Origin of the sequence: Nitrospirillum bahiense, from assembly GCF_007828025.1 — a bacterium.
Classification (GTDB): Bacteria; Pseudomonadota; Alphaproteobacteria; order Azospirillales; family Azospirillaceae; genus Nitrospirillum; species Nitrospirillum amazonense.
Genome location: NZ_VITO01000007.1, coordinates 116,191 through 139,543 on the forward strand (window position 1 = coordinate 116,191; position 23,353 = coordinate 139,543).

General features: G+C 68.1%; 26 protein-coding genes. 12 read left to right on the forward strand and 14 right to left on the reverse strand.

The genetic code is table 11. The annotated features are described in order from the left end of the window. Positions 1-40: 40 nt before the first annotated feature. The 3 genes from FBZ88_RS12170 to FBZ88_RS12180 all read left to right on the forward strand — a co-directional run bounded on the left by FBZ88_RS12170 (position 41) and on the right by FBZ88_RS12180 (position 2,699). Positions 41-691 carry a DUF1285 domain-containing protein gene (locus tag FBZ88_RS12170; protein ID WP_145617157.1) on the forward strand — a complete coding sequence of 217 codons (651 nt, stop codon included), beginning with the start codon at positions 41-43 and terminating at the stop codon, positions 689-691. Then, positions 688-1,344, forward strand: coding sequence for a CoA pyrophosphatase (locus FBZ88_RS12175; RefSeq protein WP_145617159.1), 657 nt, complete (start codon positions 688-690; stop codon positions 1,342-1,344). Before FBZ88_RS12170 ends, FBZ88_RS12175 begins: the two co-directional genes overlap by 4 nt. Before the next feature lie 92 nt (positions 1,345-1,436). Further along, positions 1,437-2,699, forward strand: coding sequence for a CCA tRNA nucleotidyltransferase (locus FBZ88_RS12180; protein WP_145617161.1), 1,263 nt, complete (start codon positions 1,437-1,439; stop codon positions 2,697-2,699). A gap of 139 nt (positions 2,700-2,838) precedes the next feature. On the opposite strand, the gene FBZ88_RS12185 is transcribed toward FBZ88_RS12180, so the two are convergent. The 3 genes from FBZ88_RS12185 to FBZ88_RS12195 form a co-directional block, all read right to left on the reverse strand. Continuing rightward, entirely contained in the window at positions 2,839-3,279 is a 441-nt protein-coding gene (locus tag FBZ88_RS12185) for a c-type cytochrome (RefSeq protein WP_145617164.1), read from the reverse strand. Between the two features lie 25 nt (positions 3,280-3,304). Then, positions 3,305-4,876, reverse strand: coding sequence for an NAD(P)/FAD-dependent oxidoreductase (locus FBZ88_RS12190; protein ID WP_145617166.1), 1,572 nt, complete (start codon positions 4,874-4,876; stop codon positions 3,305-3,307). 342 nt (positions 4,877-5,218) lie between these two features. After that, positions 5,219-6,202 (reverse strand): hypothetical protein, encoded by a 984-nt coding sequence (locus tag FBZ88_RS12195; protein WP_145617168.1) that lies wholly within the window; start codon positions 6,200-6,202, stop codon positions 5,219-5,221. Between the two features lie 249 nt (positions 6,203-6,451). Here FBZ88_RS12195 and FBZ88_RS12200 point away from each other — a divergent pair, with 249 nt between their 5' ends. Next, the gene (locus FBZ88_RS12200; RefSeq protein WP_145617170.1) at positions 6,452-6,997 is read left to right on the forward strand and encodes an EF-hand domain-containing protein; all 546 of its coding nucleotides are present in this window, start codon (positions 6,452-6,454) and stop codon (positions 6,995-6,997) included. A 211-nt stretch (positions 6,998-7,208) separates the two neighbouring features. On the opposite strand, the gene FBZ88_RS12205 is transcribed toward FBZ88_RS12200, so the two are convergent. Genes FBZ88_RS12205 through FBZ88_RS12215 form a run of 3 tightly spaced genes read right to left on the reverse strand, consistent with a single transcriptional unit; the run spans position 7,209 to position 9,116 of the window. Continuing rightward, positions 7,209-7,607, reverse strand: a complete 399-nt coding sequence (locus tag FBZ88_RS12205) for a hypothetical protein (protein WP_211102629.1) — start codon at positions 7,605-7,607, stop codon at positions 7,209-7,211. Positions 7,608-7,632: 25 nt separating this feature from the next. Then, a complete protein-coding gene (hemF, locus tag FBZ88_RS12210; protein WP_211102630.1) occupies positions 7,633-8,574 on the reverse strand; it encodes an oxygen-dependent coproporphyrinogen oxidase in 942 nt (313 codons plus the stop codon). Between the two features lie 32 nt (positions 8,575-8,606). Beyond that, positions 8,607-9,116, reverse strand: coding sequence for a tRNA (cytidine(34)-2'-O)-methyltransferase (locus FBZ88_RS12215; protein WP_145617174.1), 510 nt, complete (start codon positions 9,114-9,116; stop codon positions 8,607-8,609). 290 nt (positions 9,117-9,406) lie between these two features. Between FBZ88_RS12215 and petA the strand changes: the two genes are divergently transcribed. Genes petA through FBZ88_RS12230 form a run of 3 tightly spaced genes read left to right on the forward strand, consistent with a single transcriptional unit; the run spans position 9,407 to position 12,116 of the window. Beyond that, positions 9,407-9,979: a ubiquinol-cytochrome c reductase iron-sulfur subunit gene (gene petA / locus FBZ88_RS12220; RefSeq protein ID WP_040843154.1), complete on the forward strand. Its 573-nt coding sequence runs from the start codon at positions 9,407-9,409 to the stop codon at positions 9,977-9,979. A 23-nt stretch (positions 9,980-10,002) separates the two neighbouring features. Further along, the gene (locus FBZ88_RS12225; protein ID WP_145611435.1) at positions 10,003-11,334 is read left to right on the forward strand and encodes a cytochrome b; all 1,332 of its coding nucleotides are present in this window, start codon (positions 10,003-10,005) and stop codon (positions 11,332-11,334) included. Then, positions 11,334-12,116, forward strand: coding sequence for a cytochrome c1 (locus FBZ88_RS12230; RefSeq protein ID WP_211102631.1), 783 nt, complete (start codon positions 11,334-11,336; stop codon positions 12,114-12,116). The genes FBZ88_RS12225 and FBZ88_RS12230 overlap by 1 nt, the downstream gene beginning before the upstream one ends. A gap of 77 nt (positions 12,117-12,193) precedes the next feature. Here the strand turns inward: FBZ88_RS12230 and FBZ88_RS12235 are convergent, their stop codons facing one another. Beyond that, positions 12,194-13,261, reverse strand: coding sequence for a M48 family metallopeptidase (locus tag FBZ88_RS12235; RefSeq protein ID WP_145617175.1), 1,068 nt, complete (start codon positions 13,259-13,261; stop codon positions 12,194-12,196). After that, entirely contained in the window at positions 13,258-14,343 is a 1,086-nt protein-coding gene (locus FBZ88_RS12240) for a YjgN family protein (protein WP_186464359.1), read from the reverse strand. Before FBZ88_RS12240 ends, FBZ88_RS12235 begins: the two co-directional genes overlap by 4 nt. A gap of 130 nt (positions 14,344-14,473) precedes the next feature. Between FBZ88_RS12240 and FBZ88_RS12245 the strand changes: the two genes are divergently transcribed. Further along, entirely contained in the window at positions 14,474-15,025 is a 552-nt protein-coding gene (locus tag FBZ88_RS12245; RefSeq protein WP_145617180.1) for a DUF924 family protein, read from the forward strand. Positions 15,026-15,166: 141 nt separating this feature from the next. Continuing rightward, the gene (locus FBZ88_RS12250) at positions 15,167-16,063 is read left to right on the forward strand and encodes a tetratricopeptide repeat protein (RefSeq protein WP_145617183.1); all 897 of its coding nucleotides are present in this window, start codon (positions 15,167-15,169) and stop codon (positions 16,061-16,063) included. Between the two features lie 50 nt (positions 16,064-16,113). On the opposite strand, the gene FBZ88_RS12255 is transcribed toward FBZ88_RS12250, so the two are convergent. Then, the gene (locus tag FBZ88_RS12255) at positions 16,114-16,509 is read right to left on the reverse strand and encodes a VOC family protein (protein WP_145617185.1); all 396 of its coding nucleotides are present in this window, start codon (positions 16,507-16,509) and stop codon (positions 16,114-16,116) included. A 106-nt stretch (positions 16,510-16,615) separates the two neighbouring features. Here FBZ88_RS12255 and FBZ88_RS12260 point away from each other — a divergent pair, with 106 nt between their 5' ends. Beyond that, positions 16,616-17,377, forward strand: a complete 762-nt coding sequence (locus tag FBZ88_RS12260; RefSeq protein WP_145617187.1) for an AraC family transcriptional regulator — start codon at positions 16,616-16,618, stop codon at positions 17,375-17,377. On the opposite strand, the gene FBZ88_RS12265 is transcribed toward FBZ88_RS12260, so the two are convergent. After that, complete coding sequence (locus FBZ88_RS12265; protein ID WP_145617189.1) at positions 17,350-18,261, reverse strand: LysR family transcriptional regulator; 912 nt, start codon at positions 18,259-18,261, stop codon at positions 17,350-17,352. The two genes, FBZ88_RS12260 and FBZ88_RS12265, sit on opposite strands and share 28 nt — an antisense overlap. A gap of 136 nt (positions 18,262-18,397) precedes the next feature. Here FBZ88_RS12265 and FBZ88_RS12270 point away from each other — a divergent pair, with 136 nt between their 5' ends. Further along, positions 18,398-19,408: an aldo/keto reductase gene (locus FBZ88_RS12270; RefSeq protein ID WP_145617192.1), complete on the forward strand. Its 1,011-nt coding sequence runs from the start codon at positions 18,398-18,400 to the stop codon at positions 19,406-19,408. A gap of 83 nt (positions 19,409-19,491) precedes the next feature. Here the strand turns inward: FBZ88_RS12270 and ychF are convergent, their stop codons facing one another. The 4 genes from ychF to gloB all read right to left on the reverse strand — a co-directional run bounded on the left by ychF (position 19,492) and on the right by gloB (position 22,584). Next, positions 19,492-20,589, reverse strand: a complete 1,098-nt coding sequence (ychF, locus tag FBZ88_RS12275; RefSeq protein ID WP_145617195.1) for a redox-regulated ATPase YchF — start codon at positions 20,587-20,589, stop codon at positions 19,492-19,494. A 103-nt stretch (positions 20,590-20,692) separates the two neighbouring features. Next, positions 20,693-21,130: a cupin domain-containing protein gene (locus FBZ88_RS30860; protein WP_145617197.1), complete on the reverse strand. Its 438-nt coding sequence runs from the start codon at positions 21,128-21,130 to the stop codon at positions 20,693-20,695. A 3-nt stretch (positions 21,131-21,133) separates the two neighbouring features. Further along, positions 21,134-21,739, reverse strand: a complete 606-nt coding sequence (locus tag FBZ88_RS30865) for a glutathione S-transferase N-terminal domain-containing protein (RefSeq protein ID WP_145617198.1) — start codon at positions 21,737-21,739, stop codon at positions 21,134-21,136. A gap of 44 nt (positions 21,740-21,783) precedes the next feature. After that, complete coding sequence (gene gloB, locus FBZ88_RS12290) at positions 21,784-22,584, reverse strand: hydroxyacylglutathione hydrolase (protein ID WP_186464360.1); 801 nt, start codon at positions 22,582-22,584, stop codon at positions 21,784-21,786. Positions 22,585-22,716: 132 nt separating this feature from the next. Here gloB and FBZ88_RS12295 point away from each other — a divergent pair, with 132 nt between their 5' ends. Beyond that, complete coding sequence (locus FBZ88_RS12295) at positions 22,717-23,352, forward strand: hypothetical protein (RefSeq protein ID WP_145617199.1); 636 nt, start codon at positions 22,717-22,719, stop codon at positions 23,350-23,352. Position 23,353 lies beyond the last annotated feature (1 nt).

Sequence of the window (23,353 nt, forward strand, 5' to 3'; positions counted from 1 at the left end):
GCTGATGGGACGGACCTTTGGCTTGATGGTTAATTGCGTCATGACGGAAAGCAAGCCCGATGCCGGTCCTGGAACCGGCCAGGACGCCGCGGACAAACCCGCCACCGCCTCGGAAGGTCCTGCCGATCTGGCCGGCCTGCGCGCGGCGCGCGCGCCCGGCGACGATACGCCCGACACCCGGCCGGATGAAGGCTACGACATCCGCATCGCCCGCGACGGCACCTGGTTTTATCACGGCAGCCCCATCGGCCGGCTGCCCCTGGTCAAGCTGTTCTCCACCGTCCTGCGGCGGGACGAGGCGGGGGACTATTGGCTGATCACCCCGGCGGAGCGGGGCCGCATCCGCGTCGACGACGCACCCTTCGTGGCGGTGGAGATGCGGCGCGAGGGTGAGGGGCGGGGCCAGGCCCTGTCCTTCCGCACCAACCTGGACCACTGGATCACGGCCGGGGCGGAGCATCCGATTCGGGTGGTGATCGATCCGGCGACGGGGGAGCCCAGCCCCTACATTCACGTGCGCGGCGACATCGGCCGCGGGTTGGAGGCGCGCTTGAACCGCCCGGTGTTCTATGAGCTGGCCGGCATGGCCTTGGCAGCCGAGGGGGCAGCAGAGGGGGCCGCAGAGGGGGCAGGCGCCGGGCCGGCCGGGGTATGGAGCCAGGGCGTGTTCTTCCGATTGGAGCCGGCATGACGGCGGCGGCGGCGATCCGCCGCGCTTTCGCCCATGGCCCCCAAGGGGGCCGGCACGGAGGCGCCTTCGCGTTCGAGGGGCCGGGCATCGGCGCCCGGGGCGACCGCGACGGCAACGAGGTTGATGTGGGCGGCGTGTTCGATCCGCCGCCGACGGTGCGCGACGCAGCCGTGCTGGTGCCCCTGGTCGACCGGCCGGAAGGCATGACCGTGCTGCTGACCCAGCGTAGCGCCCACCTGGCGGCGCATGGCGGCCAGATCAGCTTCCCCGGCGGCCGGGTGGAGCCTGAGGACACCGACGCCATCGCCACCGCGCTGCGCGAGACGGAGGAGGAGGTGGGGCTGGCCCCCACCCAGGTGGAGGTAGTGGGCCGGTTGGACACCTACTACACCCGCACCGGCTTCCGCGTGGTGCCGGTGGTCGGCTTGGTCAACCCGCCGTTTTTCCTGCAGCCCGACCCGTTCGAGGTGCAGGAGGTGTTCGAGGTGCCGCTCAGCTTCATCCTGGATCCCGGCAGCCGCCAGCGGCAGTCCCGCGAGTTCAAGGGCGCGCTGCGGCACTTCTGGGTCTTCCCCTACAACGACCGCTACATCTGGGGGGCCACGGCCGGGATGCTGGTGAACCTTTGCGATGTGCTGGGATTGCCCGGCTGACGCCGCCGCCGGGCCGCCAACCCTGGGGCGCGGTCGTTGCCCTGGGCGCGGGTCCTTGATAAAATTGCGATAAAATACAACCCTAAGGCGTCATGACCTCCGTCCGCTCCCTGGTGCCCACGGGCCCGCTGGCTTCCGTGGCTAGCCGCCGTGTCCTGCAATCCCTGATGCGCACCGGGCAGGAGGCGCGATTCGTCGGTGGCTGCGTGCGGGATTGCCTGCTGGAAATCCAGGCTGCCGACATCGACATCGCCACCCCCCTGCCGCCGGAGGAGGTGATGCGCCGGCTGAAAGCCGACGGCATCCGCGTCGTGCCCACCGGCCTGAAGCATGGCACCGTCACCGCCATCATCGGCAACGAGACGTTCGAGATCACTACCCTGCGCCAGGATGTTGAGACCTTCGGGCGCAGCGCGCGGGTGGCCTTCACCGACGACTGGCTGGCCGATGCCGCCCGCCGCGACTTCACCTTCAACGCCATGTCGCTGACCGTGGATGGCGAGCTGTACGACCCCTTCGGCGGCGTGCCCGACCTGACGGCGGGGCGCGTGCGCTTCATCGGCGATGCCGAGACCCGCATCCGCGAGGACGTACTGCGCCTGCTGCGCTTCTTCCGCTTCTATGCGCGCCTGGGCAAGGGCCCGCCGGACACGGCGGCGCTGGACGCCTGCACCCGCCTGGCGCCCCTGGTCGGCGGCCTGTCGGGGGAGCGCGTGCGGGAAGAGCTGTTGAAGCTGCTGGCCACCGACCGGGCCGCCGAGGTCTGGCGCATCATGGTCGACCAGGGGATCATGGAGCACGTGCTGCCCCAGGCCGTAGCGGTGGACCGCCTGGCGGCGCTGGACCGGCTGGAATGGATGGTGGGGGAGACGGAGCCGCTGGCCCGCCTGGCGGCATTGCTGCCTGCCGGTCCCCTGGCCCACAGCGCGGCGGAGGCGGTGGCCGACCGGTTGCGCTTCTCCAACTTCCAGCGCGACCGGCTGGCGGCCATCGCCGCCCCGGTGGTGGACGTGCACCCCGACCTGCCGTTCAAATCGCGGCGTATTGCCTTGCACCGCCTTGGGCCGGAGATCTACCGCGCCGTGCTGCTGCTGTCGGCGGCCGCCATGGGCACCCCGGCCTTCGAGCTGTTCGAGCCCCTGGCCGAGGCGTCGGCCTGGCAGGAGATCCCCTTTCCTCTGCGCGGCCAGGACATCCTGGACCGGGGTTTGCCGCCTGGGCCGGAGGTCGGCCGCCTGATGGGCGAACTGGAGCGCTGGTGGATCGCCCACGACTTCCAGCCCGACCGCGATGCCTGCCTGGCGGAGCTGGAGCGGCGGCTGGTTCAATCATCATCGTCGCCGAGCGGGAGCTGATGGCAGCGGCATGAGCCTTACCGCTCATGCCGCTGTAGGCCACGACCGTGGCCGCCGGACCTTTCCGGGTAACGAAGTGGACCGGAAAGGGAGGATAGCCAAGCCCGCGGATGCGGGCGCCCGGCGATTGAGGGGATGCCTAACGCGCCGCCTTCACATCGGCCGCCGAGACCGCGTCGGTATAATGGTTGCCGAAGTGGGTGCGGACGTAGTTCACCACCGCCGCCACCTGGTCGTCGTCCAGGAACTCCCCGATGGGGGGCATGGCCTTCTGGCCGTGCACCACCATGGCGACGGGATAGCCCGCCGCTTCCAGGTTGGGGTTGCCGGCCAGGGCGGGGTAGGTGCCGGCGCCGGTGGCGCCCTTGGCGTCCGGCATGTGGCAGCCCTGGCAGATGGCCTGGTACAGCGCGGCGCCGTCCTTCTGGCCGAAGTGGCGAGGGCTGGCGAAGGCGGCGGAGCTGGCGTCCGACGCCTGGGCATGGGCCGGATGGGGCAGGGCCCCCACCGCGACATAGAGGGCGGTCAGCAGCGCCGTCACGCCGGCCGCCTTCGCCGTGAATGACTTGAAGATCGTCATGGTTTGTCTCTCGGGATAGGGGGCGTCAGGCCGTCACGACCCGCTGGTGCAGGCGGGTGATGGCGTCGAGGGAGGACAGGACCGCCCCCTCCTGCCAGCCGGTGATGTAGCTGGCATGCTCGCCCGCCAGGGCGATGCGCCCGTCCACCTGGCACAGATCCTGGTAATGCGCGGCCCGCGTCTCCTCGGTCCATGAGGCGTGGCAGCCCAGGGTCCAGGGCACGCGATGCCAGCCCACGGCCACGCCGGTGTCGAACTCCTTGGCGTATTGCGGATGGATCTGGGCGCCATAGGCCAGGGCGCGCTTGATACGCTCCTCCGGCGGCATGGCGGTGTATTCCATGGCGTAGGCGCCGAAGACGTAGGTCCCCAGCAGCACGCCCTTGCCCGGGCTGCCATACCCGCTGTTGGGGTAGCCGATCATGGCGATGGGCAGGTCGGTGAAGCTGATGCCGCCGTAGATGGCCTCATCCTGTTCCCAGAAGCGGCGCTTGAACTGCAGGCCCACCTTGGCGGCGGCCTCATAGGGCACGGCGCTGATGGCGTTGGCCATCTTGGGTCCCACGTTCAGCTTGATCTGGCTCAGCACCGACAGGGGAATGGTGCACAGGCACCAGTCCGCCTTGGCCGTCTGCGGCGCGCCGCCCTTCACCGTGTCGGTATAGGTGACGGTGACGCCATGGTCGTCCTGGTGGATCTCCGTCACCTTGGTGTTGAAGCGGATCAGGTCCTTCACCTGCCGCGCCAGGGCGGCGGGGAACTGGTCCATGCCGCCCACCGGCTGGAAGATGGTCGACTGGAACTCATCCCTCAGGCCCATGCCCAGGAAACGCCACAGGCCGCCCTGCATGACGTCGCTGAGGCTGGCGGGGGTGGAGGGCACCGGCGCGCCGTTCATGCCGCCGCCGGGCGCCTTCTCGTAGCCGCGCACGTTGCTGGAGTCCAGGCTGGCGGCATAGGCGTAGTTCTTGTCCAGCCCGCCCCAGGCACGCAGCGATTCCAGCAGCTTTTCCTGGTCTTCCTTGGTGACCGTGCCGTCCAGGGCGTTCTGGTGGGTCAGCTTGGCCAGCAGCTCCGCCACGTGGCCGTGATAGTCGGCCTGGATCTCCCGGAAGCGCTGCGGCTTGCCGCCGTAGGCCTTGGCGGAATGGAGATAGGCGTTGTAGTTGACCTGGTTGAACGGCTCCAGCGCCACGCCGTAGCGGTGGCAGTAGTCCAGCACGGCGCGGTGGTGGTAGGGGATGCGCCAGGGGCCGGGGTTGATGTACAGCCCCGGGTCGAAGCCGACCGTCTGCTTGAAGCCGCCCAGCTCGGTGTAGGTATCGCCGCCGCGCAGGGACCAGCTGCGGCCGCCGGCCTTCTCCCGGTACTCCAGTACCTGGACCTTGTATCCCGCCTTGCGCAGCTCGATCGCCGCCACCAGGCCGGCCACGCCGGCGCCCAGGATCAGGATGGACGCGCCCTTCGCGTCGCCGTCCAGCTTGATGGGGCCCTTATAGGTGGTTTCCGCCGCCAGGCCCAGGCTGGTGGCCGCCTGATACATCACGGCGCTGCCCGCCACCGTGCCGATCAGGCTCAGCAGGTCGCGCCTTTTCATGTCCCTAAAACCCATGCCCGTTCCGCCTCCATTATTTTTGAAGTGCGGCGAGTCTCCCCGTTTTATCGCTCCGGCGGCCTTGGTGGCGCCGGTTCCCGTTCTTGTGAAAACTGGCCCGAAAGTGATTGAGGCCACCCGGTCGCCCGTTCCACGCGCGATGGCGCGGGCCCAATTCGGATTCCCCACTCAGCTGATTGAATTTGTTGATATAAATGCCCGTTGTTTGATGCCCCGCCGGTCCGGTGAAACCGAGATCAACCGACGGCCAATCAGCGTTGCATGGGCCGGCGGGGCTGTCAATCCGATGGGCGCCATTCCGTCTGGGCGCCACTCAGCCGTGGGTCAGTCCGCCAGCGTGGCCACGTAGCTTTGCACGCCGCCGCTGGCGGGGTGGTAGATGCCGACCAGATTGTTGCGCAGGATGGAGTTGGCGGTGCTGATGCTGGTGCTGGCCGGATTGGCGGCGGCCAGCCAGCGCGCCGGACCGAAGCCGCCATCCGCCAGGCGGTCGACATGGACGAACGCGCCGCCGGCGTCGGTGGTGGCCGCCAGGGCATAACCGCCGGGTACGCCGCTGATGCCCTCGAAATGGGTGACCACGCCGGGCTTGCCCTCATAGCTCAGCGCGGTGAGGCGGCTGAGTTCGCCGGTGACGGGGTCGTAGTCCGCCAGCAGGCCGGTGTTCAGGTCGTGTCCCTGCTTGTAGCCGCCGGCCAGCGTGTAGGGGGCCGGGTCCTTGGGGCCGTTCTGCCAGATGCCGTACAGGGTGGCCAGGGCGCCGATGTCCAGCACCTGGAAGGTGCCGGTCTTCACGTTGTAGATGAAGCCGTTGCCGGAACCGGGCTTGTCCGCCAGGTCGTAGTTGCCCACCACCAGGTCGCCCATGGTGCTGTGCGCCAGCGTGTTGGCCACGGTGCCGCCGGCCACGTCGGCGGGCACGTCGATCTGGGTCCAGGTGCCCGACCCGTCCAGCGGCCCCTGGTAGATCATGCCATGGTCGCCCTGGCCGCCTTCATACTGATAGCTGCCAACCGCCCGCACGTTGCCCTGGCCCAGGCTCGGGTCGAACAGGGCGGTGTTGGGGCCGTAGAAGGTCGAGGTGACGATGGTCTGTCCGGGGAAGGCGGGCACGAACGGGAAGATGCCGTTGCCGTCCGTGGGATATAGCGGCCCGCGATACAGCATCGCCTGCGGCTTGCCGCCGCCGGTCGGCTGGTAATTGCCGGACAGCACCACCGGCTGGCCGTCGCCGCCATCCTGGCGGATGCCGGTCACGAAGGAGTTGGGCGGCAGGATGTCGTTGTAGGTGATGGTTGGGCTCGTCATGGATATCTCCCCCAAAGGTTGCTTTGCCATAGGATATATACACGAGCGCTTTGCCCTGAGATTTTCTCTTAAGAATAGCAGGCAATCTTTGCCGAGAGAGGCAGCGGCCCCCCGCGGCATGGGCTATTTTTCAGCTTGCAAATGAGAATGACTATCATTACTGCTGTTGCAGACGCCGAGGGACGTGGCGTGGGGCCTGCGTGGGACGCCGACACCCATTACCGATACCCATTTCCGAGGATTTCCATCATGGCCCCCAACCGCCTTGCTTTTGCCCGCAGCCCCGCCCGCTTCGCCGCGACCACGCTGGTCGGCGCCGCGCTGCTGGCCACCGGTGTGGCCCCTGTTCGCGTCGCTTGGGCCGCGTCGCATGATATCGCCAGCTTCATCAAGGAGCATGACCGGAACGGCGACGGCGTGGTCACCGCCCAGGAATACCAGGCGGTGCGCGCCCAGCAGTTCACGGCGCTGGACACCAACGGCGACGGCTGGGTGAGCGAGGCGGAATACACCGCGGAGTTCGAGGCGCGGCTGAACAAGGAGAACGGGACGCCGGAGCGCAAAGCCCAGCAACTGAAGCAGACCCACGTCCGCTTCGTCGCCATCGACCTGGACGGCGACCAGAAAATGTCGCGGGAGGAGTTCATGGCGTCCGGCTGGCGCATGTTCGGCTTCCACGACAAGAACGGCGACCAGAAGGTGGACCAGGCCGACGTGGCCCTGGCCGCCGCCTTCAAGCCCTTGCTGGACAAGGCCCAGTCCGACAAGACGGCCGCCGCTGGCAAGGCGCCCTGAGTTTCGATTTCCTATCGGTGCCTGGGGCCTGGGCGATGCGGAGCCCTCGCCCCCGTTCAGACAGGGCACCGTACAGCCGGTCGGCGGCGCGCTAGTCGTGTGGCGCGACGGGTGGAATGGCGGCCTCCTTTCCCCTTCCGCCGACCGGCTCTTTTTATCGGGCCCCGGGGTTCATCTCCGGGGCCTCAGTTTTTCTTCCTCGAAGCCAGACTCAGGAGGTCGGTCGATTTAAAACGATGGCCCTGGATATGCCCCAAGACAAGCCAATCACAAAAAGCGGCAGGCAGCAGACCGCCATGATCGCGGGAAGCGGCGTTTTGCCGACCATGGGCCAGTCCGGGGCGCCGGCAAGCAGCCAGATGAGAGCACCGAAGGGCGAGACGGCGAACAATACCGCATTGGTGTCAGCCGTCCGTTTGAGGAACGGACCGCCAGTCCAAGCCAGCGTGAAGCCGATTATACCCAACGGCACACAGGACATCGCCACCACGAGAGGCAGTGGCATTGTGCCGACCATGGGCCAGTTCGGGGCGCAGACAATCACCCACGCCAAGGCGGCCAGCGGTGAAAACGTAAAGATCGCCGCGACGGCGCCCATCACATTTTTCATGATCCGCTCGCCGTCCGTCACCGCATCAAGGCCACTTCACCTCGGGCGGCAGGCTCATCAGGATGGCCTCGATGTTGCCGCCGGTCTTCAGGCCGAACAGGGTGCCCCGGTCGTGCAGCAGGTTGAATTCCACGTACCGGCCCCGGCGTACCAGCTGGTGGTGGCGCTGCGCATCCGTCCAGGGCAGCCCCAGGCGCCGGCGCACGATCAGGGGGTAGACGTCCAGGAAGGCCTGGCCGACGGCCTTGGTGAAGGCGAAGTCGGCCTCCCAGTCGCCGGTGTCGTGCCGGTCGTAGAAGATGCCACCCACGCCGCGCGGCTCGTTGCGGTGGGGCAGGAAGAAGTAGCGGTCGCACCATTCCTTGAAGCGGGCGTAATAGTCGGCGCCGTGGGCATCGCAGGCAGCCTTCAGCGCCGTGTGGAAGGTGGCGGCGTCCTCCGCCGTCTCGGCACTGTCCAGAAACATGGGTGTCAGGTCGGCGCCGCCGCCGAACCAGGCCTGCTCCGTCACCAGGTGGCGGGTGTTCATGTGCACCGCCGGCACCAGAGGGCTGCGCATGTGCGCCACCAGGCTGATGCCGCTGGCCCAGAAGCGGCCGGTGGCGGCCGCCCCCGGAATCTGGGCGCGAAATTCCTCGGAAAAGGTGCCGTGGACGGTGGAGATGTTGACGCCCACCTTCTCGAACACCCGGCCGCGCATCAGCGACATGATGCCGCCGCCGCCCTTGGTCTCGCCATCGCTATCCGGTCGATCCCAGCTTTTGCGTTCGAACCGGCCCGGCGCGCCTTCGCCATAGGCGGGCAGGGCGGCCGCCTCATCCTCGATGGCCTCGAAGGCGGCGCAGATGCGGTCGCGCAGATCCTGGAACCAGGCGGATGCCCGGGCCTTGCGCTCCTCCGCCAGAGGGGCGTCGCCGGCCAGCGCTTCGGCGGGCAGCAGGCTCGAGGACAGGGGAATGTCGGTCATCAATGGGGTTCCAGGTAGGCAGGTTCCAGAGGTCAACGGGGCCAGGCGTCCAGCTGGCGGACGGCCTCGCCCACCACCATGGCGGCGGCCATGGCAACGTTGAGCGAGCGCAAGCCCGGGCGCAAGGGGATGGCGAGGCGGGCATCGGCGGCGGCGTGCACCTCCTCCGGCACACCGGCCGATTCCCGGCCCAGCAGCAGGATGTCGTCCGGCTGGAAGACGAAATCGGTGTAGCACAAGGCTGCGCGGGTGGTCAGCAGCAGCAGACGGGGCACGGACCCGCCCCGCCCGGGGGAGGGCTGCCCTGCGTCGCCCTGGGATTGACCGTTCGCCCGCCGACGCGTCTCGAACGCGGTCCAGGAGGTGTGGCGCACCAGATCCACACCCTCCAGGTAGTCCATGCCCGACCGGCGCAGGCGTTTATCGTCCAGAACGAATCCACACGGCTCGATGATGTCGATGCCCACATTCAGGCAGGCGCCAAGGCGCATCAAGGTTCCGGCGTTCTGGGGGATGTCGGGTTGGTAAAGGGCGATCCGCACGGGAAAGTAGTCCGATAAGTTATTGGAAAGACTAGCTCTTAAGCCGCCAAACCTTTCGCTTGTGCAGCTAAGAATAGCGTTGAGGGCACATTCATACGCTTCCCAAGGCCGTAGGCGGCATGTATATGGATTTACCGCGACCGGACAAGACGCCGGCCGTCAACCTTATTCGCCGTGGGCCTGCGCAAGGCTGGTCCGCTTGGGTAAGGATATAAGAACATTGGGAAACCCTTGTGAGGCGGGCGCCGGGGCGTTTTCAGGTGCCCCCTGACTTCGAGGAGAAGCTTGGTATGGCGGACACGACCCAGACGGCCGGGCACGGGCCGGGGAGCGGCTCTCACAGCGGCGGGGATCCCTCGCGCCGCGATTTCATATACTTGGCTGCCGCCGCGACCGGTGTCGTGGGCGCCGCCGTCACCGTTTGGCCCTTCATCGACAGCCTGAACCCCGCGGCCGACACCCTGGCGCTGGCCAGCACCGACGTGGACCTGGCGCCGGTGCAGGTGGGTCAGTCCATCACCGTGACCTGGCGCGGCAAGCCGGTGTTCATCCGCCACCGGACGCCCGAGGAAATCAAGTCCGCCACCGACGTGAACGTGTCCGAATTGCGCGACCCGCAGAAGGACGCGGACCGCGCCAAGAAGCCGGAATGGCTGGTGGTCGTCGGCATCTGCACCCACCTGGGCTGCATCCCGCTGGGGCAGAAGAATTCCGATCCCCGCGGCGAGTACGGCGGCTGGTTCTGCCCCTGCCATGGTTCGGTCTACGACACATCCGGCCGCATCCGCAAGGGTCCCGCGCCGCGTAACCTGGAAGTGCCCAGCTACGCGTTCAAGACCGACACTTCGATCCGTATCGGCTAAGCCGGACCCCCAGGGAGCGAGAAATGGCTCACGGCCCTTCATCCTCTTTCAAGAATCCGGTGGTCAACTGGCTCGACCAGCGCCTGCCGATCTTCACGATGATCCAGAAGGAATACGGGGTGTTCCCCACCCCGCGCAACTTCAACTACTTCTGGAACTTCGGCGCCATCGCCATGATCATGCTGGTGACGATGATCGTCTCCGGCATCGTGCTGGCGATGCACTACACGCCCAACACCAACCTGGCCTTCAACTCCGTCGAGCGCATCATGCGCGACGTGAACTTCGGCTGGTTGATCCGCTACATCCACATGAACGGCGCGTCGTTCTTCTTCATCGCCGTTTATATCCACATCTTCCGCGGCCTCTACTACGGTTCCTACAAGAAGCCGCGTGAGTTGCTGTGGATGATCGGCGTGGTGATCTTCCTGCTGATGATGGCCACCGCCTTCATGGGCTATGTGCTGCCGTGGGGCCAGATGAGTTTCTGGGGCGCCACCGTCATCACCAACCTGTTCTCGGCCCTGCCGCTGGTGGGCCAGGACATCGTGACCCTGCTGTGGGGCGGCTTCTCCGTCGACAACCCGACGCTGAACCGCTTCTTCGCCCTGCACTACCTGCTGCCTTTCGTCATCGCCGCCGTCGTGTTCCTGCACGTGGCCGCGTTGCACGTCACCGGTTCCAACAACCCGCTGGGCGTCGAGCCCAAGGGTCCGCAGGACACGCTGCCCTTCCACCCCTACTACACGGTGAAGGACAGCTTCGGCACGGTGGTGTACCTGGCCATCTTCGCCGCCTTCGTCTTCTACGCCCCCAACTTCTTCGGTGAGCCGGACAACTACATCCAGGCGAACCCGATGGTGACCCCGCCGCATATCGTGCCGGAGTGGTACTTCCTGCCTTACTACGCGATCCTGCGCTCCATCACCTTCGACATCTCCATCCCCTTCACCGGGCTGAAGCTGATCGAGGCCAAGCTGGGCGGCGTCATCGCCATGTTCGGCTCCATCGCCATTCTGTTCATCCTGCCCTGGCTGGACACCTCGCCGGTGCGCAGCGCCCGCTTCCGTCCCATCTTCAAGAAGGGCATACTGGCCTTCCTGGTCGCCTTCTTCCTGCTGATGTACGTGGGCGCCCAGACGGCCGACGCCGCCTGGCACCTGGGCGGCCTGGAAATCCCGCTGGTCTATGTCGGCCAGTTCGCCACCCTCGTTTACTTCGGCTTCTTCCTGTCGCTGCCGTTCGTCGGCCTGATCGAGAAGCCCCTGCCGCTGCCGGCCAGCATCGCCAAGCCCGTTCTGGGCGGTGGGGCCTCGGCCGCTGGTGCTACCGCCAAGCCGATGGAGAAAGCCTGATGCGTCGTCTTCGGTCCCTGATCCTCGCCGGTCTCGTCGCCGTCGCTGCGGCCGCCCCCGCGGTCGCCAGCGAAGAGATGGAGTACCCGAAGAACGAATGGAGCCACGGTGCCGTCACCCGCGGTTTCAGCAACATCTTCGGCACCTTCGACCGCAAGGCGCTGCAGCGCGGCTTCCAGGTCTATAAGGAAGTCTGCTCCGCCTGCCATTCCATGAACCTGCTGTCGTACCGCAATCTCAGCGCGCTGGGGTACAACGAGGCGGAGATCACCGCCATCGCCGCCGGCTACGACATGACCGACGGGCCCAATGACGAGGGTGAGATGTTCACCCGCAAGGGCGTGCCGGCCGACCACTTCAAGGCCCCGTTCCCCAACGAGAAGGCCGCCGCCGCCGCCAACGGCGGCAAGGCCCCGCCGGATCTGTCGCTGATCGTGAAGGCGCGCAAGGGGGGTGAGGATTACATCGTCGCCCTGATGACGGGCTTCGAGCCGGCCCCCGCCGGCTTCACCGTCCCGTCGGGCGGCAATTACAACAAGGCCTTCCCCGGCCATGTCATCGCCATGCCGCCGCCCCTGTCGGACGGTGGCGTGACCTTCGCCGACGGCACCAAGGCCACGGTGGAGCAGCAGGCCAAGGACGTGGCGACCTTCCTGGCCTGGGCGGCCGAGCCCAACCTGGAAGCCCGCCACCAGATGGGCCTGAAGGTCATGATCTTCCTGATCGTGCTGGCCGGCATCCTCTATGCCGCCAAGCGCGCCGTGTGGGCGGACCAGCACTAAGCGGGTCATCCCTTGCGGGATTGAAAAAGGGCGCTCCGGGATGGCCGGGGCGCCCTTTCCATTTGGCGTGATGTCGATCAGATCTTGGCGGGGCAGGCGGCATCGAAGGGGCGCAGCCGTTCCTCCGTCATGGGGTGGGTCGCCAGCCAGCTGGGAATGTGGCCGGCGATGGCCGCTGCCTGCTTCACCTCCGGGCTGTCCACGATCTTGCGCAGGGCCCGGGCGAAGGCGCAGGGGCTGCGAGGGGGGCCGTGTGAGCCCGGGTCCCGCGACAGCCAGGCCAGGGCGTCGGCGTCGGCCTCCGCCTCGAATTCCCGGGTGAAGCGCAGGTTCAGCAACAGCACGGGCGCCCCCACCAGGAAATGGCCGGCGGTGCTGGCATCGCCCACGGCCACGGCGGCCAGCACGGACAGACCGCTAGCGCGCAGGGCCAGGCGCAGGCCGTGGCGGTGGCGCACGTGACCCACCTCATGCGCCAGCACGGCCGCCACCTCCTCATCGTCCAGAATCTTCAGCAGCTGGTCGGTGACGATGATGTCGCCGCCGGGCAGGGCGAAGGCGTTGGGACCGATCAGGGGGCTGTTCAGGAAATGCAGGCGGTAGGCCTCGCCATCCTGGGCACCCACCATGTCGGCCAGGATGCCGGCCAACCGCTTCTGGCGGGCGGGGTCGACGGTCGTCCGCTCCTTCTCATCCCGGAAGATCAGGCTCAGCCCGGCGTCCGTCAGCTTGCGCTCCACCCAAGGTGGGGTGTGCGCCGCCGCCAGGTCGGCGGCTTTGGGCACGCCCCAATACCAGGTGGCGGCCCCCAGGCCGAGCAGCACGGGCACGCTGGCCAGCGCCAGGCGCCACGACCCCTCCAGCCGGGACAGCAGGCCGGGCCTGTGGCCCAGCGCCGCCGCCAGCGGGCCGCCGCCGATGACCTCCAGCGTGTCGCCGTTGGCGAAGTCGAACCGCCAATAATCGCCGCCGACGGGTGGGATGATGGTCAGGGTGTGCCGGGGCACCGTGCGCGCCTCATCCTCGTCCGTGCCGGACAGGACCAGCCCCTGGGGGCCGGCGCGCACGGTGACCGTCTCTGCCCGCGACAGGCCGGCGCGGTACAGCCGGCCCGTCCCGGTGGCGTGTGGGGCGTCGGCCGTCAAAAGCCGATCCCGACGTCGATGTCGAAGAAGGCCGCCGCCTGGTCGCCAAACGCGCCGGTCTCGCTCTGCGCGCCAGCGACGAAGCTGTCCAGGCCCGTCGGGGCGTGGACCGTCAGATGTTCCAGCACATAGCGGGCAGTGCGGCAGCGGACCCAGGGGTAGGCGAAGCCCAGGGTCAAGAGCAGCAGCAGGCCGTTGCTGACGTACAGCCACAACACCGGGCCCAGTTGCCAACCAGCGGACAGGGTGACGTCCGCCAGGGAGAGGCGCTGCACCACCGTCTTGGCCAGCCACAGGGCGACCAGAAGGGTCACCAGCAAAAGCCCAGCGTACAGCACCAACATCAGGAAGGGGGCCATCTGCGCGCTGGCCGGCGCCGGCCGGTGATTGGCCACCGCGTCCATCAAGGGATAGAGCATGGCGAACGCCGCGGCGGCGAACGCCAGCAGAGCCGCGGCCAGAATGAGGCCCAGCAGATAGAAGCGGCCCACGGCAGGCGCCATGCGCAGCGGCGTGGCGCCGTAGCGGCTGTTGTCCACCATCCAACGGTACTGCTGATGCAGGACGTAGGGATAAAGCAGGCCCAGTGTCAGCCCGCCCAGGATGGGCAGGCCCAGGAAGTTGATGTAGGCCCCGCTCATGACGCCGGCCTCATGCGAGAAGCTGAAGCGAACGCCCCGGTAGGAGGTGACGCGCAGGCGAAAGCGCAGCGCCTTGACGATGATCCAAGGGCCCGCCACCAGCAGGACGGGGACGTACACCAGCGCATAGGGCGACTGGATCTTGGCCAGGATGGCGTAGGGCACGAACAGGACCAGGACGATGATGCGCCCGATCAGGATGGACAGCGGGCGGGCGTGATAGCCGAATCGGGCGCCTGCCAGTTCGGTCGCCTCATGGAAATAGCGCTGGCTGCGCACCTTGGCCCAGGGCGAGTAGATGCCCAGGGTGACGATGGTCAGCAGCAGGTTCACGATCCAGATCGGGAAATACTCGCGACCCGTGCCGTGGAAACGGAAGGCATGCGAACCACCATGCGCCGGGCTGTCCGCGGCGTTGGACACATCGACAGAGTCAGGCATTGTTCCCCCATGCGGTAGCGCGGCCTGTTCCCCGGTAGGCCGCGTCATTACTGTAGCTGAAATTTTGGTAAACAACACACGCAATGGATGCGATGTTGCGGATTTGGCAATCCTGTCAAGGGTGGGCGGCATGGGCGTGGTGACGGCGGCGGAGGTTCTGGCCTTCTGGTTCGGGGAACTGACGCCGGACGATTGGTTCAGTGGCGGGGCGGACATCGACGCACGCATCCGCGACCGGCTGGCCGACAGCTATCACGCCGCCGCCGAAGGCGCGCTGGACGCCTGGGCCGATACCTCGGACGGGGCGCTGGCCCTGCTGATCCTGCTGGACCAGGTGCCGCGCAACCTGTTCCGGGGCGACGCCCTGGCCTTCGCCACCGACGCGCGGGCCCAGGAATTGGCCACCCGGGCGGTGGCCCGCGCACAGGACCTGGAACAGCCGGTGGAGCGGCGCCTGTTCTTCTACCTGCCGTTCGAGCATGCGGAAGAGATCGTGCTGCAGGATTGCTGCGTCGCCCTGGTGGCGGAGCGCATCGGCGCCGGCCGTCACCTGGACTATGCCGAGCGTCATCGCGAGGTCATCCGCCGCTTCGGCCGCTTCCCCCACCGCAACGGCGTCCTGGGCCGCGCCAGCACGGCGGCGGAGCGGGAGTACCTGGACCAACCGGGGGCGGGTTTCTAACGGCGGGGTTCTGGCAGCGGTGTTTTGGCCGCGGGCCTGTCGCCCCGGCCGATGGCCGCACCCCAAAGAGGGTGCTATCGCCGCCGGCCGATCGCCGCTACCATCTTGAACGGTCTGGATATTCATCGCGGGGAGCGGGACATGACCACACACGCCAAGGCGGCCAATAAGGCTGGTTTACTGCTGGGATTGGCCATGGGGCTCATGCTGGCCGGGGTCACACCGTCATGGGCGGCCCCGTCGCCGGAACAGGTGAAGAAGGCGGTGGACGCGGGGGACCTGCCGGCCGCGGAGCACATGCTGCGCGAGGTGGTGCGGGAGCATGGCGATAGCGCCCGCGCCCATTACGACCTGGGTGAGGTGCTGGGCCTGGAAGGCCGCCATCAGGACGCGGTGGGCGAGCTGGAGTTGGCGCGCAAGATCGACCCCAGCCTGCGCTTCGCCCGCAGCCCGGAGACCTTCCAGCAGCACCTGGCGCGCGAGCAATCCTTCCTCAAGCCGGCCGCCCAGGCCGTCCCGGCCCAGCCCGCGCCGCCGTCCCACACCGCCGTGCAGGCCGCACCGCCCCCGCGCGCCGAGGGAGACAGCGGCCTGACCGTCATCCTGGTCGTGGGCGGCCTGCTGTTGGCGGCCCTGGCCATCTACCTGGTTTTTCGGCGCGCCAGTCCCGCTTACGGCGGCGGCTATCGTCCCGCCCCCGCCGGTCCGGTGCCGCCGCCCTACCCGCCGGCCTATGGCCAACCCGGCTACGCCCCGGTGGTGGTGCAGGAGCCGGGCCTGGGCACCGGCTTCCTTACCGGCGTGCTGGCCGGCGAATTGATGGCCGGTGGTGGCCATCGCGACACCGTGGTGCACGAAACGGTGATCAACAACGTCACCGAGAACCGGGTGTACGAGAACGAACGCCGCCCCGATCCGGATTACGATTCCGGCAGCAGCTCATCGTCCAACGACGGCTGGGGCGGCTCGTCCGACGGTGGGTCTTCGTCCAGCAGCTTCGACAGCGGCAGCTCCGGCGGCGACAACAGCAGCTGGTGATCTGGCGACGCCTAGGCGACCACAGGCTGCGACCGCCCGCCGTTTGAGGGCTAAAAGAAAGCCGCCGCATAGGCCGGGTCGTACTGCATGGCGCCGACCCGGTTGCCTTCCGTATCATGCAGGTAGATCAGGCGGCCCACCCCGTCGATGGTGTAGGGCTGCATGACGATGGTGCCGCCGTTGGCGGTGACCTTGGCCATGATGGCGTCCAGATCGTCCACGCCCACGGTGCATTCGAAGCCCTTCATGCCCGTGCCGGTCACGGGCTCGTGCCGCTGCTGCAGCGCACCGCCCACGTGTTTCTCGCCCTCGGCCCCGGTCTGGATCAGGTAGAAGCCCGGCGGCCCCCAGGGGGTGATGCGCCAATCGAACACCGCCTCATAGAACGTCTTGGCGCGCTCCACATCCTCGGCATGGATGGCGAAGAAGCGCAGGTGGTTGGCCATGATGACCTCCGGGGTAGGGGGCGTGATGGGGAATGACCGGATGATGCCGTATCGGGCCGTGGCCGTCTTGCGCTAGGATGACGATCTTTGTCGCAAAGGCGCCAAGATGGCCGACCCTTTCCTCATTCGCAGCCTAGCGCTGACCTTCAGCGACGGCCACCGGCTGCACAGCCACAAACACGAGTGGGGTCAGCTGCTGTACGCAGCGCGCGGTGTCATGCGGGTGGTGGCGGATGGGGTCGCCTGGCTGGTGCCGCCCGCTCAGGCGGTATGGCTGCCGCCGGGCGCGCCGCACACGGTGGAGATGCGGGGCGGGGTCGCCATGCGCACGCTCTACATCGCGCCGGCCCTTGCCGCAGCAACGGGCGCCATGCCCGCTGGCTGCCAAGTGCTGGGCGTGGCGCCGCTGCTGCGTGAGCTGATCCTGCATGTCGTGGCGGTGGGCATGCTGCGGGCCGACAAGGTGGACCAGGCGCGGCTGGCCGGCGTGCTGATGGATCGTCTGGCGGCGGCGGAGCGGCTGCCCCTGTCGCTTCTCTGGCCGCGCGACCGCCGCGCCCTGGCCTTGGCGGAGCGGCTGCGCCAAGACCCGGCGGACGAGTCGGACCTGGAGGCGTTGGGCGCCGCCGTGGGCGCCAGCGCCCGCACCCTGCAGCGCCTGTTCAAGGAGGAGACGGGCCTGCGCTTCGGTGAATGGCGCCAGCAACTGCGCCTGCTGCACGCGGCCAGCCTGCTGGGCACCGGCCTGTCGGTGACGCAAGCCGGGCTGGAGGCCGGCTACAGCAGCACCAGCGCGTTCGTCAGCGCGTTCCGCCGCCGCCTGGGCGTGACGCCGGCGCGCTACCGGGCGCCCATCTCCGCCTCATAGTGGGCCCTCATGAAGTCGATGAAGGCGCGCAGCGGCGCCGGCACGTGACGGCGGCTGGGGTAGTAGAGATAGGGGCCGGGGAAGGGGGGCAGCCAGTCCTGCAGCGCCGGCACCAGCCGCCCGGCGGCCAGCGAAGGTGCAAGGAATCCCTCGAAGGTGCAGAACCAGCCCAGGCCCGCCTCCGCCGCGCTGATGGCGATGTGCACGCCATTCCCCACCAGGCGGCCGTCGGGCTGGATGCGCACCACCTCATCCCCCCGCTCGAACTCCCAGGGCTGCACGGCGCTGTCGGCGAAGCGGTGGCACAGGCAGGGGCGGCCGATCAGGTCCCGCGGATGGCCGGGCATGCCCTCGCGCGCGATCAGCTCCGGCGAAGCCGCCAGCACGTAACGCTGCGGCGGGCTGATGGGCACGGCCACCACGTCCTGGGCCAGGGCCTCGCCATAGCGGATGCCGGCGTCGAAGCCCTGGGCGAAGACGTCGACGAAGGCGTTGTTCTCGATGATCTCCAGCGTGATGCCGGGGTAGGTCGCCAGGAAGCGCGGCACCAGGGGTGCCAGGATCAGCCAGGACACGACGATGGGAACGTTCAGACGCAGCAGGCCGGTGGGCGTGTCGCGAAAGCTGTTCACCTCGTCCAGCGATTCCGCCACCTCGCTGAACACCGGCGCCAGCCGTGCCACCAGGCGCTGTCCGGCCTCCGTGGGCGTGACGCTGCGGGTGGTGCGGTTCAGCAGGCGTACGCCCAGATCCTCCTCCAGCCGCTTCAGCGCCAGGCTGAGGGTGCTGGGCGCCACGCCCCGCTCCTTGGCGGCGCGGCGGAAACTGCGGTGGCGGGCCACTGCCAGGAAAAGGTCCAGGTCGGCGAGATTGGGGGCGGGCATGGGGCACCATTGTTCGAAATATCGAACAGCGCATTGATGATTGCCCAGATTATCACGCGGTGCCGTCGGCGGCATAGTCCACCTCACCAACGGCCCGACGCCGTTTCCAAGCTTCCCGCCATTTGAGGAAAAAACGATGCTGCAGCGTATGTTAGGCGCCAAAGGCCCCGCCACCTCCGCCCTGGGCCTGGGCTGCATGGGCATGTCCGACATGTACGGCCCCAGCGACCGGGCAGAGAGCATCGCCACCCTGCACGCGGCGGCGGATGCCGGCGTGGTCCTGCTGGATACCGGCGACTTCTACGGCATGGGCCATAACGAAATGCTAATCGGCGACGCGCTGGCCGATGCCGGGTTCACCCGGGCCAACAAGCGGGACGATGTTCAGATCAGTGTGAAGTTCGGGGCCCAGCGCGACCCGGCCGGCAACTGGATCGGCTTTGACGCCCGGCCGTCGGCGGTGAAGACCGCGCTGTCCTACACCCTGCGGCGCCTGCGGGTGGACCATATCGACATCTACCGTCCCGCCCGCCTGGACCCCAATGTGCCCATCGAGGACACGGTGGGCGCCATCGCCGACCTGGTGAAGGCCGGCTATGTCCGCCACATCGGCCTGTCCGAGGTGGGGTCGGACACCCTGCGCCGGGCGGCGGCCGTGCACCCCATCGTCGATCTGCAGATCGAATACTCGCTGATCTCGCGCGGGTTGGAGCGGGACATCCTGCCCACCTGCCGGGAACTGGGCATCGGCATCACCGCCTATGGCGTGCTGTCGCGCGGCTTGATCAGCGGGCATTGGACAAAAGACAAGGGCAAGGGTGCGGATTTTCGGGCCCATAGCCCCCGCTTCCAGGGCGACAACCTGGACCACAACCTGACGCTGGTGGAGGAACTGCGGCGGGTGGCGGCGGAAAAGGGCGTCACAGTCGCCCAGATCGCCATCGCCTGGGTGCTGGCCCAGGGCCAGGACATCGTTCCCCTGATCGGCGCCCGCCGCCGCGACCGGCTGGCGGAATCGCTGGGGGCCCTGGACGTGACGCTGACGCCCGACGACCTGGCCGCCATCGAGCGGGCAGTGCCCAAGGACAGCGCCGCCGGCGACCGCTACAACGCGCACGCCATGGCCTCGCTGGACAGCGAGCGCTGATAAAGCAAAAGGCGGCCGGGTCACCCTGGCCGCCTTTTTCATTTCGGTCGCGTAACCATGGCCCTCAACGGCGGGCCTCGCTATCAGACATTAAACCGGAAGTGGAAGATGTCGCCGTCGTGGACGACGTATTCCTTGCCTTCGATGCGCAGCTTGCCGGCATCCTTGGCGCCGGCCTCGCCACCCAGGGCGACGTAGCTGTCGAAGTCCACCGTCTCGGCCTTGATGAAGCCGCGTTCGAAGTCGGTGTGGATGACGCCGGCGGCCTCGGGGGCCTTGGCGCCGCGGCGCACGGTCCAGGCGCGGGCTTCCTTCGGGCCGACGGTGAAGAAGGTCAGCAGGTTCAGCAGGCCATACCCGGCGCGGATCAGGCGGTTCAGGCCCGGCTCCTCCAGCCCCAGGGAGGACAGGTACTCGGTCTTGTCCTCATCGCTCAGCTGGGCCAGTTCCGATTCGATGGCGGCGGAGATGACGACGGACACGGCACCCTGGGCCTTGGCCATCTCGGCCACCTGGGCCGACAGGCTGTTGCCGGTGGCGGCCGAGGCTTCCTCCACGTTGCAGACGTACAGCACCGGCTTGGCGGTCAGCAGCTGCAGCTGGCGCCAGTAGGGGCGGTCCTCATCCGACACCTGGACCACGCGGGCCGGCTTGCCGTCGCGCAGCACGGCCAGCGCCTGCTCGATCAGGTCGGCGAAAATCTTGGATTCCTTGTCGCCGCCCTTGGCCTTCTTCTGCAGGGCGGGCAGGCGCTTTTCCAGGCTGTCCATGTCGGCCAGCATCAGCTCGGTCTCCACCGTCTCCGCGTCGCGGGTGGGGTGGATGGAGCCTTCCACGTGGGTGATGTCGCCGTCCTCGAAGCAGCGCAGCACGTGGACGATGGCGTCCACCTCGCGGATGTTGGCCAGGAACTGGTTGCCCAGGCCTTCACCCTTGGAGGCGCCACGCACCAGGCCGGCGATGTCCACGAATTCCAGCTGGGTGGGGACGATCTTCTGCGACTTGGCGATGGCCGCCAGCTTGTCCAGGCGCGGGTCGGGCACGCCGACGCGGCCCACATTGGGCTCGATGGTGCAGAAGGGGTAGTTGGCCGCTTCCGCCGCCGCCGTGCTGGTCAGCGCGTTGAACAGGGTCGACTTGCCGACGTTGGGCAGGCCGACGATGCCGCAATTGAATCCCATGGGAATACTCTAGGTCTAAGGGGCCGCTTTGGCCGCGTTTATCGGGCAAAGACGGCCGGATTGCAAACCGCCGTTACGCAGGTCCGCCATCAGGGGGCCGCCATCAGGCCGGATGACCCGCCCCTGGCGCCCAGTCCGGCGGCGCCATCTCGAAGGCGCGGAACTCGAAGGACGGGGCCACGGTGCAGCCCACCAGGGTCCAGTCATCCAAGGACTCCGCCACCTGCCACTGGCCGGCCGGCACCACGCCCTGGGGCCGCTGCCCAGCGGCGAGGTCCGCACCCAGGGTCAGATGGGTGGCGGTGACGCCGTCGGCGGACAGGGACAGGCGCAGGGGCGCGCCGGCATGCCAATGCCACACCTCGTCCGCATCACGCACCCGGTGCCAGTGCGATCGCTCCCCCGCCTTCAGCAGGAAGTAGATGGCGGTGGAAGCACCCCGGCCAGCGTCCGCCGGGACATGGCGGTAGGTCTCCACATAGTGCCCGCCCTCAGGATGGGGCCGCAGGCCCAGCAGGTGGATGATGGCGTCAGCGTCCATCGCTCAGCCCCGCGGCGGCACGGTCAGGCGGAAGCTTTCCCGGTCGCTGGCCTGGGCGAACCAGGCGGCCAGCTTGGGTGCCCGCTGGCGCCAGTGATCGCACTCCCACCGCAGGTCCAGATAGGCCAGCGCGATCATGACCGAGATCGTCCCGATGGTCAGACCTTGCAGCTGGTCGGCCTCCGCCTCCAGCAGCTCGATGGCGCGGGTCATGGCCTGGCGCTGGCGGTCCGTCCAGTTGGCGGAGCGCAGGTTCTCCGGCCGCAAACCCTCCAGCCGGCGCAGGATGGCGGCGTCGCAGATGCCGTCGGCGATGGCCTGCTGGCGCAGGGCGCGCCAGCGCTCCGGCCCGGCGGCGGGGAACAGGGGCTGGCCCTGTGTGCCCTGGCTGTCCAGGTACTCGGCGATGACCGGGCTGTCGAACAGGGTCACGCCGTCATCGGTCACCAGGGTGGGGATCTTGCCCAGGGGGTTCAGGGTCGGCACCACCGTTTCCGGCGACCAGACATCGGTGGGCGACAGTTCGATCCGGGAAACCAGGCCCCGCTCATGGGCGACCATCAGCGCCTTGCGCACGAAGGGGGAGGTCTGGCTGTAGAATAGCTTCATGGGACGGTCAGGCTTTCGAGAGACGCGGGGGAGCCAAGGATTGTTTATCCCCGGAAATTGTCTTTCCGGCGGCGTATTTCGGTGAAGACGGCCACCGGATCCTGATCGTCCAGGCCCACGGCGGCGGCCAGCGCCGGCAGGTCCGCCCGCAGGAAGGGGTTGGTGGCGCGCTCCACGCCGATGGTGGTGGGCAGGGTGGGGCGGTCCTGGGCGCGCAGGGCCGTGACCTCCGCCATGCGGGCCACGAGGTCGGCGTTGTCCGGTTCCAAGGTCAGGGCGAAACGGCCGTTGCCGGCGGTGTATTCGTGGCCGCAATAGACGGCGGTATCATCCGGCAGGGCGCGCAGGCGGTTCAGGGAATGCCACATCTGGTCCGGCGTGCCTTCGAACAGGCGGCCGCAGCCCATGGAGAACAGGGTGTCGCCGGAGAACAGCACGGCGTCCTCCGCCCCATGGAAGGCGATGTGCCCGCGCGTGTGGCCCGGCACGTCGATGCCGGTGAGGGGGCAGGCACCCAGGGTGATGCTTTCCCCATCCGCGACGGCGCGGTCGATGCCGGGGATGCGGTCGCGGTCGGCGGCGGGGCCGACGATGGCGGCGCCGTAACGGGCCTTCAGTTCCAGATTGCCGCCGACATGGTCGCCATGGTGGTGGGTGTTGATGATCAGGTCCAGCCTCCAGCCCCGCTGCTCCAGCGCGGCCACCACCGGGGCGGCCTCCGCCGGGTCCACAACGGCGACCTTGGCCGTGGCGGCGCAGCGCAGCAGGTGGATGTAGTTGTCGCTGAGCGCCGGGACCAGGGTCACGTCAAGGCGCCGGGGGGCGGTGGGGGCGGGCGGGGTCATGGCGGCAAACCTATCGCAGCGGCGGGGGTAATGCTAATGGTTGGATCCACCATCGCTTGACAGCGCCCCGATCTCCGGGATTGCCTTGCGGGTGGGGGAGTTCACCAACCATATCCGGTTAAAAACGGGCTTATGAGCGATCTGCTGACGGCGGTGGCGATCTTTATGATGGTGGCGGGGCTGTCCTACCTCGCCGCCCTGGCCATTTCGCATCTGGTTGAGCGGCATCTGCACATGAGCGAAGGCGTGGACCGGGTGGATGAGCGCTTCCAGGAGGCCAACATCCTGTTCCGCAAGTTTGAGGACCGGGGCGGCAAGATCATGCCGCGTGTGGCCCGCCTGGACAATGCGCTGAAATCCGCCCGCCGGCAGAACTATATGTCCACCCGCCGCGTGGCCGACCTGGAGGCCAAGCGCGATCAGCTGATCCGCGTGCTGGGGGAGGAGGACGCCTTTACCCGCCCTGGCCGGCCCGCGCGCCATTTCGTGGCGGCCGTGATCAACCGCCATGTGCAGCGCGCGGTGATGGAGCAGAAGGACGTGATGGGCCTGTCGCGCAGCTGGGCGCGCACCCAGAACGTCCATGCCTGGGCGCCCAATGTGGGTGACGCCAAGACCCTGGTGGAGAGCTACTACCCCCACTCCATGGGCTTCCACATCATCGAGATTCGCGAGCCCTCGCAAGACGGCCCGGGGGACCATGGCCCGGGCATGGATGACGGCGATATCCATCTGGCGGAGGCCGACACCTCCGCCCCGCGGGGCTGAG

Bases quoted from the DNA above. Each gene is read 5' to 3' on its own strand.
- FBZ88_RS12170 (WP_145617157.1), top strand. From the start codon at position 41: ATGACGGAAAGCAAGCCCGATGCCGGTCCTGGAACCGGCCAGGACGCC.
- FBZ88_RS12175 (WP_145617159.1), top strand. From the start codon at position 688: ATGACGGCGGCGGCGGCGATCCGCCGCGCTTTCGCCCATGGCCCCCAA.
- FBZ88_RS12180 (WP_145617161.1), top strand. From the start codon at position 1,437: ATGACCTCCGTCCGCTCCCTGGTGCCCACGGGCCCGCTGGCTTCCGTG.
- FBZ88_RS12185 (WP_145617164.1), bottom strand. From the start codon at position 3,279: ATGACGATCTTCAAGTCATTCACGGCGAAGGCGGCCGGCGTGACGGCG.
- FBZ88_RS12190 (WP_145617166.1), bottom strand. From the start codon at position 4,876: ATGAAAAGGCGCGACCTGCTGAGCCTGATCGGCACGGTGGCGGGCAGC.
- FBZ88_RS12195 (WP_145617168.1), bottom strand. From the start codon at position 6,202: ATGACGAGCCCAACCATCACCTACAACGACATCCTGCCGCCCAACTCC.
- FBZ88_RS12200 (WP_145617170.1), top strand. From the start codon at position 6,452: ATGGCCCCCAACCGCCTTGCTTTTGCCCGCAGCCCCGCCCGCTTCGCC.
- FBZ88_RS12205 (WP_211102629.1), bottom strand. From the start codon at position 7,607: ATGAAAAATGTGATGGGCGCCGTCGCGGCGATCTTTACGTTTTCACCG.
- hemF (WP_211102630.1), bottom strand. From the start codon at position 8,574: ATGACCGACATTCCCCTGTCCTCGAGCCTGCTGCCCGCCGAAGCGCTG.
- petA (WP_040843154.1), top strand. From the start codon at position 9,407: ATGGCGGACACGACCCAGACGGCCGGGCACGGGCCGGGGAGCGGCTCT.
- FBZ88_RS12225 (WP_145611435.1), top strand. From the start codon at position 10,003: ATGGCTCACGGCCCTTCATCCTCTTTCAAGAATCCGGTGGTCAACTGG.
- FBZ88_RS12230 (WP_211102631.1), top strand. From the start codon at position 11,334: ATGCGTCGTCTTCGGTCCCTGATCCTCGCCGGTCTCGTCGCCGTCGCT.
- FBZ88_RS12240 (WP_186464359.1), bottom strand. From the start codon at position 14,343: ATGCCTGACTCTGTCGATGTGTCCAACGCCGCGGACAGCCCGGCGCAT.
- FBZ88_RS12245 (WP_145617180.1), top strand. From the start codon at position 14,474: ATGGGCGTGGTGACGGCGGCGGAGGTTCTGGCCTTCTGGTTCGGGGAA.
- FBZ88_RS12250 (WP_145617183.1), top strand. From the start codon at position 15,167: ATGACCACACACGCCAAGGCGGCCAATAAGGCTGGTTTACTGCTGGGA.
- FBZ88_RS12255 (WP_145617185.1), bottom strand. From the start codon at position 16,509: ATGGCCAACCACCTGCGCTTCTTCGCCATCCATGCCGAGGATGTGGAG.
- FBZ88_RS12260 (WP_145617187.1), top strand. From the start codon at position 16,616: ATGGCCGACCCTTTCCTCATTCGCAGCCTAGCGCTGACCTTCAGCGAC.
- FBZ88_RS12265 (WP_145617189.1), bottom strand. From the start codon at position 18,261: ATGCCCGCCCCCAATCTCGCCGACCTGGACCTTTTCCTGGCAGTGGCC.
- FBZ88_RS12270 (WP_145617192.1), top strand. From the start codon at position 18,398: ATGCTGCAGCGTATGTTAGGCGCCAAAGGCCCCGCCACCTCCGCCCTG.
- ychF (WP_145617195.1), bottom strand. From the start codon at position 20,589: ATGGGATTCAATTGCGGCATCGTCGGCCTGCCCAACGTCGGCAAGTCG.
- FBZ88_RS30860 (WP_145617197.1), bottom strand. From the start codon at position 21,130: ATGGACGCTGACGCCATCATCCACCTGCTGGGCCTGCGGCCCCATCCT.
- FBZ88_RS30865 (WP_145617198.1), bottom strand. From the start codon at position 21,739: ATGAAGCTATTCTACAGCCAGACCTCCCCCTTCGTGCGCAAGGCGCTG.
- gloB (WP_186464360.1), bottom strand. From the start codon at position 22,584: ATGACCCCGCCCGCCCCCACCGCCCCCCGGCGCCTTGACGTGACCCTG.
- FBZ88_RS12295 (WP_145617199.1), top strand. From the start codon at position 22,717: ATGAGCGATCTGCTGACGGCGGTGGCGATCTTTATGATGGTGGCGGGG.